The sequence below is a fragment of the Ruegeria sp. BB7 genome (genome assembly GCF_056539365.1).
The window spans coordinates 68,433-75,944 of record NZ_JBQFUV010000013.1 but is presented as its reverse complement, the minus strand read 5'-3'; the positions used below and the strand labels follow the sequence as shown (position 1 = coordinate 75,944).

Here is a 7,512-nt window from a genome sequence, read left to right as displayed (position 1 = left end):
ATCCCCGACCTCGTCCAGGGCGCAATCATCGACCCCTCATGCGGCGGAAACCCAATAGAACTCAACAAAGAAAACCTCAGCGAACTCTTTAAGAACGCGTTGTAAATCCGTTGCGAGCCCCGGCTACACTGGTTGGGGGCTCGCATGTTTTTTGCAGTTTCTTCGGTGCGAGGGCTTGAACGCATACAGTCCTTTAAACGTCTCATAGCGCAATGGATTTTAATCTGATGACCGAATTTATTGGAAAATGCTCAAAAGTTTCATGACAATCGGTAATTGTCACATTACTTTTACATTCTTTGTGGATTTTTAAGCGAAACTGTGCTGAGGTTCAAAAATGGATGACGATAGCGATAACATCCCCCATCGAGGGCGCGAACTTCTTGATGTGCTTGCTAGGCTGGGTGGCTCGGCGCGCAACACCCAAATCGCACAAGTCATGGACGTGTCGGAGGAAACCGTTCGTCGGCTGGTCAAGGGGCTGGCGAAGAAAAACATGGTTGAAAGAGTGCATGGCGGAACATTTCTGTCGCGTGCGCAAGATACGCCGATGTTTTCCGGGGCGTTGGAGCAAAATGCCGAGGAAAAGACGCTAATCGCCAAAAAAGTAAGTCAGATTGTCGAAGATGGCATGGTGTTGTTCATCACAGTCGGATCGACAATGACGCATGTCGCCGAGCAATTGCGCGATCTGAAGAATTTGACCGTGGTTAGCAACTCGCTGTCGGTGGTTGCATCGCTGGCTGATCACAACGGGACACGCGCGATTCTGGCCGGAGGCGAAGTCATTCGATCTGAGCGTGGCAGTTTCGGTCGCGCCGCCGAACAGCTTGCCTGTCAGTACAGCTATGATGCCGTGATTTGCGGTGCGGATGCCGTGTCACTTACAGGCGGCGTCTTGGCTTCGAACCCGCTAGAGGCTGAACTGACACGCGCGTTGCATAACAATACACGACGCATGATCGTCGCAACGGATCACACAAAGTTCGGGGAAAAGGCAGCCAATGTGGCCTGCCGGTTCGATCAGATCACGGATCTGGTGACCGACATTGCGCCGTCCGAAACCTTTGCCACTGCATTGAAGGATGCAGGGGTCAAAATCCATGTCACCTCTCGCCGAAGTGGCAAAAAGAAAAAGAAAACCGACGTTGCTGCAGTCAACTAATCGGTTTCGCACTTACCAAGAAACGAAACTGACTTTCCTTAGGGAGGAAACATGAAAAAGCTTCTGATGTCAGGTGTGGCCCTTGTCACCCTTGGGGGAACCGCCTGGGCGAATTGTCCTGCTGCGACAGTCGCGGATATGCAAGGCGTATCCGCCGGCGCTTTCCCACAGCAATTTGACCTGGCAGAGTTTCAGTCGGCAGCGGGTTGCACGCTGAGCTTTGCCGAAAACCCGGCTATTGGGGACCTGAATGGCATGATCCGCGGCAATGGCGATTTGCCGAGATTGGCGGACCGTCTGCCAGCCGAACCCTTGGTCATCGTGCCTTATGACTCGATTGGTCAGTATGGTGGTGTTCTGGACGCGCTGTCCAACGCCACGGAAAGCGGAACGTCAGACTTTTTGTCCGTGCGCCATGTAAACCTGTTCCGCTATTCCGACGACCTTCAGACCCTGGTTCCCAACGTGGCAAAATCCTGGGAATGGAATGACGATTTCACTGAACTGACCGTACACCTGCGTGCCGGTCACAAGTGGTCTGATGGCGCGCCCTTTTCCGCGGCGGATGTCGTCTTCTGGTACGACAACCTGATGATGGACACCAATGTCATCGCCGAGGCAAAGGATTACGCGTTGGCCGGCGGTGAGCCGATGAAGGTCGAGGCACTGGACGATACCACCGTCCGCTTTACGCTGGCCGCGCCCAAGCCCGGGCTGACCGAGACATTCTCGTTTACCTATGTGCAGCCCTACCAGCCCAAGCATTTCTTCGAAAAGTTCCACCCGGCACTGGATGCCAACGCGGACGCCAATGCGCAGGCTCTTGGCTATGAAAACGGTTATGAACTGATCAAAGCGTATTATGGCAATTCCGACTGGATGGATACGCCGTCGCCGATGCTGACAGCCGGTGACAAGCTGGCGGGTCTTCCCAAGGACGCCATGCCAACGCTGGAAAGCCACATCCTGGTGAAGGAAAGCACCGAAGGGCGCCATTACGTCGCCAATCCCTATTTCTTCCAGGTTGATACTGCGGGCAACCAGTTGCCCTATATCTCGGAAATGGATGAAACCTATGTTCCGGATGAAGAGGTGCGTAACCTCAAGCTGCTGAACGGCGAGGTGGATTACAAATCTCAGGGTGTGAACCTGACATCTGCTCCGGTTCTTCTGGAGGGGCAGGAAAGCGGGAACTACACGTTAGAAGTGAAACCAGCGATCGGCTATCCGGTACTGACCTTCAACGTAACTGCCGAGGATGAAGGCAAAAGAGCAGTCTTCAACGACATCCGTTTTAGAACGGCAATGTCTGTTGCGATGGACCGCAATCAGTTGAACGAAGTTACTGCGTTCGGGCTGGGCGAGCCGACACAATATATCGGCTTCTCACCGCGCCCGGATTTCATCGACGAAAAGTGGTCAAACCACGAGGCTGGGTTTGATCAGGATCGCGCCAATGCGCTGTTGGATGAGGTTGGCCTCGTCGATCAGAACGGCGATGGGTTCCGCGATCTTCCGAATGGCGATCCCTTTGTGCTGGACTGGCAATTCTCGACGCAATCTGCATCCGCGCAACTGGTAGAGCTTATTGCGCAGAACTGGAAAGACGTCGGCGTCAACACCGCGATCAAAGAGGTCACGTCGGATGAATTTCGCGCAGCGCAGTCGGCAAATACTCTGGACATGGGTATGTGGCTCAAGAGCCAACCTGCAGGCTCGGTTCTTGGCGACGGCGAAATCTGGGTACCGCCATTCGACGGGTATTTCGATGTTCGTACCGGGATGCTCTGGGCTGAGTACATCAGCTCGAACGGTGAAAACGGTGTAGAGCCGCCCGCATGGGTCGCTGATCTGAAAAACGCTCTGGACACATATCAATCCAGTGCACCTGGGTCGGAGGCATCTGTCGCAGCCGCTCAGAAGATGGTTGAGATCATGACCAGCGAATTGCTGTTCATTGGTACAGTCAATTCCCCGGCGCCGATCTATCACTCGAACAACCTGCAGAACTTTACTGAGTTCAAGACGCAGTCCTACGAGTTCTATCGGACCTATCCGTACCGCCCCGCACAGTGGTGGCTGTCTGAGTGATCCGATCTTTGATCTGAGAAAATGGAATGGGGCGTCAGCGCCCCGTTCCAAATGTTAGCCGGGAACAACGAAATGCTCCAATTCGCTCGCTTTGCCGCCACGCGTGCGGTGATGGCTGTGGTCACTCTTGTTTTGGTATCCCTCATCGTATTTTCGCTGATGGAACTTGTGCCGGGCGATTGTGCCGAACGCTATCTCGCTTACAAAAACACCCAAGGATCGGCCATCACGCTTGCTGATATCGAGGCCGAAAGGGCCCGGCTGGGGCTTGATCGCCCGTTTCTGACCCGCTGGGCAAGTTGGTTGAGCGGTGCTTTCCGTGGTGACTTTGGCGAAAGCTGTATCCTGCGCGTGAATATCGCCCAGCTGTTGGGGGACAAGTTCTGGATCTCGTTGTGGATCTGCCTTGGTTCGCTGACGCTGGCCTATATGATCGCAATTCCCGTGGGTATTATTTCAGCGGCATCGCGGAATGCGTTCCTGAACAATTCACTGCGTTTGGTCAGCTATTTGGGTCTGGCGATGCCCAACTTTTTGCTGGCGTTGATGGTGATGCTGTTTTCCACTATCTATTTCGGTGAAACCCTAACCGGCCTGTTCAGCCCCGAATACCGCGAGGCCCCATGGTCCTGGGCCAAGTTCGTTGACCTTTTGAAACATGCCTGGTTGCCAATTTTTATTCTGGGCTGGTCCGCTACGGCCTTTGCGTTGCAAACCGTACGGGCCTTGATGTCCGACGAGATCGGCAAGCTTTACGTAACCGCAGCTGCCGCGCGTGGTATTTACGGCCGCCGCCTGTTGTGGCGCTACCCCGCCCGCCATGCGCTGGGGCCAATCGTGAACTCTCTGGGATTTGACCTGAACCGCATCTTCAATGAACTGCCCATTGTCGCCCTGATCCTGACCCTCACCGAAGCAGGGTCGCTGTTATTGGAGGCACTGGCACGGTCCAATGACCAGCAACTGGCTGGTGCGATTATCTTCCTGCTGACAGCCGCCATCGTCACGCTGAACTTTGCCACGGACATCCTGCTGGCCGTGATTGATCCGCGCGTGCGCAAGAGCATTCTGAGGTAAGATCCATGTCTGCAAAACCGTCCACGAAAGCCGATGATCAGAAGGCCAAGGAGGCCTATTTCACCGCATCGCAGCGGCAGCTGATCTGGTCCCGGTTCAAGAAACAGCGCGCGGCGATGATTGCGGCAACCGTATTGGTGGCGTTAATCCTGTCCGGTCTGTTTGCGCCATTCCTGTCGCCCTATGATCCGACTGTTGCGGGCCGGGACAAGGATTACCTGAACGGCGCGCCGCAGATACCGAAATTCTGCGACAAGAACGGCTGTTCGATCCGCCCATTCCTGCACACGGTGACCCGCGAACGGTCGCTGGCGACCAATTTCCGCTGGGTCGAAAAGATCAACGAAGATGAACGCCGCTACGTGGAGTTTTTCGTGAAGGGTGACAGCTACAAGTTGTTCGGATTTATTCCAGGCAACGTCCATCTGTTCGGCATGGACCAAGGCTACGTCCATCTCTTCGGGACCGACAGTGCGGGTAAGGACATCTTCTCGCGCACGCTTCATGCTGTGTGGACGTCGCTGCAAGTGGGCACAATGGGGGTGGTGATCTCTTTCGTACTGGCTCTCGCGATCGGTGGTATCGCTGGGTATTACGGTGGAATGATCGACAGTGTGATCCAGATGATCACCGATGCAGTGCGCACCATTCCATCCATTCCTCTGTTCATGGCAATCGCCGCATTCATTCCGCCGGAATGGTCTGCCGAAACACGGTTTTTTGTAATCACCATGATCCTTGGGTTGGTTGGTTGGCCTACGCTTGCCCGTCGGGTTCGCACCCATCTACTGACCGAGCGCAATCAGGAATATGTTCTGGCCGCGCAATTGTGTGGCGCGCCTGCAGGTCATGTGATCAGGCGGCACCTTCTTCCAAGTTTCACCAGCTACATTATCGTCGATCTGGTTATCACTTTTCCCTATGTGGTGCTGTCGGAAACCGCGCTTAGCTTTATTGGTTTGGGGCTGAAGGATCCGGTGAACTCATTAGGTGTGTTGCTTCAGAATGTGACCAAGGCCGACGTCCTGCTGAATTACCACTGGTACTTCATACCAGTCATCTTCTTCATTGCGTTGGTCATGGCCTTTGTCTTTGTCGGCGACGGGTTGCGTGATGCTGCCGACCCTTATTCGGAGACCCGTAAATGAGTCTGATTGACGTTGAAAACCTGACACTTCAATTCAAGACTGACGAAGGCTTGATTACGGCAGTTGACAACGTTTCATTCTCGTTGGCTCCGGGCGAGGTCATGGGCCTTGTGGGCGAAAGTGGTTCGGGCAAGTCCGTGACGGCGAAATCGCTGATGAAACTCAATCCGGCCAACGCTGTCTATTCGCGGGAAAGCAAAATAACTCTGCACCTCGATGATGGCCCGGTGGATGTAATGAGCCTCAATCGCCCTCGCGACATGGAAGTTGTGCGCGGCGGGGCAATTTCGATGATCTTTCAGGAACCAATGGCCAGTTTCGCACCAGCGATGACGATTGGCAGTCAGATGGTCGAGCAGCTTTTGATCCATACGGATATGTCAAAAAGTCAGGCCCGAGAGCTGTCAATCGAAATGCTGGACCGCGTCGGAATATCCGATGCGTCGACCCGGTTTGGGCAATACGCATTCGAAATGTCCGGAGGTATGCGCCAGCGGGCCATGATTGCCATGGCCTTGTCGACCAAACCGAAGCTACTGATCGCAGACGAACCCACCACCGCGCTTGATGTGACGATCCAGGCGCAGGTCATCGACCTGATGAAGGATTTGGTGGATGAGTTCGGCATGGGCATCATCTTTATCACCCACGATTTGGGCGTGGTTGCCCAGACTGCGGACAAAGTAGCGGTAATGTATCTGGGTAAAATGATCGAACAAGGCCCGGTGCGCGAGGTGATCCGTAATCCCTATCACCCGTATACACAGGGCCTGATTGATGCTCTGCCGCAGCTTGACGACCTGGACAAGCCGCTGATGCCGGTGCCGGGCGATATTCCATCGCCGCTGGAACGGCCCGAGGGCTGCGTTTTTCACACCCGTTGCGGCAAAATTATTGGTGATATCTGTCGCACGGCCGCCCCAAGCTGGGCCGATACGGGTGAAAACCACCGAACCGCCTGCCATCTCTGCCATGAGGGACGACCCGCATGAATAGCGACACTCTGATCGAAACCAAGAACCTGTCGGTTGGGTTTCCAGTAGGTGGGAAACTCTTCAACAAGCGAGTTCTGAAGGCAGTAAACGAAGTTTCGCTGTCTATTCCGCGCGGATCATTCTTTGGGGTGGTTGGTGAGAGTGGCTCGGGTAAAACGACATTTGGACGCGCTCTTCTGAACGCTGCTCCGATTACCGGCGGCACTGCACATTATGACGATGGAGAGGTCAACTATGACCTGGGTGAGTTGGCGGGCGCCGACCTTAAGGAGTACCGACGCCGCGCACAGTTGATCTTTCAGGATCCCTATGCTGCCTTGTCTCCGCGCATGACCGTGCGTGACATCATCGCTGAGCCGCTTGAAGTCATGGGGCTGTGTGATTCGCGTGAAGAGGTCGATGAGCGTGTTCGCGAAATCGCCGGATTGTGCCGGTTGAACCTGGAACATTTGCGCCGATTTCCTCATGCCTTCTCTGGCGGTCAAAGGCAGCGCATCTCTATAGCTCGTGCGCTGGTTTCCAAACCCCGTTTCGTGGTGGCTGATGAAAGCGTGGCAGCACTGGATGTGTCGATTCAGGCCGACATCCTGAACCTGTTGAAATCCCTTCAGGACGAGATGGGATTGACCTATCTGTTCATCAGCCACGATCTGTCGGTTGTGGCGCATACCTGTGATCATGTCGCCGTGATGTACCTGGGTCAGATTATGGAAAGCGCCCCTACACGCCAACTGTTCAATTCGCCTCGGCACCCCTACACCAAGGCGTTGTTTTCAGCGATCCCTTCGCTGGACCCCGATGACCGCGGCAAGGCGCAGAAACTGGAGGGAGAGATCCCGTCCCCGACAAACCGCCCCAGCGGCTGTCAGTTCCATACACGCTGCCCCTTTGCCACCGACCTGTGCAGGCGGGAAGAGCCGCACCTGGAAACCTGTGAGGCCGGACATGCAGTGACCTGCCACCGTTGGCGCGAACTGCAATTGGCGGATTAGTCATGGTGAGTTTGTCATGTCGTCGGCATCCGGGTGGTGTTTGA

The 7,512-nt window shown here is 54.9% G+C and carries 6 protein-coding genes; all 6 read left to right on the top strand.

The annotated features are described in order from the left end of the window. Positions 1-337 precede the first annotated feature (337 nt). The 6 genes from ACR0D7_RS16465 (at position 338) to ACR0D7_RS16440 (ending at position 7,468) form a co-directional block, all read left to right on the top strand. Positions 338-1,165, top strand: coding sequence for a DeoR/GlpR family DNA-binding transcription regulator (locus ACR0D7_RS16465; protein ID WP_480679991.1), 828 nt, complete (start codon positions 338-340; stop codon positions 1,163-1,165). Positions 1,166-1,216: 51 nt separating this feature from the next. Then, positions 1,217-3,256 (top strand): ABC transporter substrate-binding protein, encoded by a 2,040-nt coding sequence (locus ACR0D7_RS16460; RefSeq protein WP_480679990.1) that lies wholly within the window; start codon positions 1,217-1,219, stop codon positions 3,254-3,256. Positions 3,257-3,328: 72 nt separating this feature from the next. After that, entirely contained in the window at positions 3,329-4,333 is a 1,005-nt protein-coding gene (locus tag ACR0D7_RS16455; RefSeq protein WP_170384306.1) for an ABC transporter permease, read from the top strand. Positions 4,334-4,338: 5 nt separating this feature from the next. After that, entirely contained in the window at positions 4,339-5,481 is a 1,143-nt protein-coding gene (locus ACR0D7_RS16450; RefSeq protein ID WP_480679989.1) for an ABC transporter permease, read from the top strand. Next, positions 5,478-6,473, top strand: a complete 996-nt coding sequence (locus ACR0D7_RS16445; RefSeq protein ID WP_480679988.1) for an ABC transporter ATP-binding protein — start codon at positions 5,478-5,480, stop codon at positions 6,471-6,473. Before ACR0D7_RS16450 ends, ACR0D7_RS16445 begins: the two co-directional genes overlap by 4 nt. Then, positions 6,470-7,468 carry an ABC transporter ATP-binding protein gene (locus ACR0D7_RS16440; protein ID WP_480679987.1) on the top strand — a complete coding sequence of 333 codons (999 nt, stop codon included), beginning with the start codon at positions 6,470-6,472 and terminating at the stop codon, positions 7,466-7,468. The genes ACR0D7_RS16445 and ACR0D7_RS16440 overlap by 4 nt, the downstream gene beginning before the upstream one ends. Positions 7,469-7,512 lie beyond the last annotated feature (44 nt).

What these genes read in the sequence shown, in the direction of transcription:
- ACR0D7_RS16445 (WP_480679988.1), top strand. Translation starts at nt 5,478, where the DNA reads ATGAGTCTGATTGACGTTGAAAACCTGACACTTCAATTCAAGACTGAC.
- ACR0D7_RS16450 (WP_480679989.1), top strand. Translation starts at nt 4,339, where the DNA reads ATGTCTGCAAAACCGTCCACGAAAGCCGATGATCAGAAGGCCAAGGAG.
- ACR0D7_RS16465 (WP_480679991.1), top strand. Translation starts at nt 338, where the DNA reads ATGGATGACGATAGCGATAACATCCCCCATCGAGGGCGCGAACTTCTT.
- ACR0D7_RS16455 (WP_170384306.1), top strand. Translation starts at nt 3,329, where the DNA reads ATGCTCCAATTCGCTCGCTTTGCCGCCACGCGTGCGGTGATGGCTGTG.
- ACR0D7_RS16440 (WP_480679987.1), top strand. Translation starts at nt 6,470, where the DNA reads ATGAATAGCGACACTCTGATCGAAACCAAGAACCTGTCGGTTGGGTTT.
- ACR0D7_RS16460 (WP_480679990.1), top strand. Translation starts at nt 1,217, where the DNA reads ATGAAAAAGCTTCTGATGTCAGGTGTGGCCCTTGTCACCCTTGGGGGA.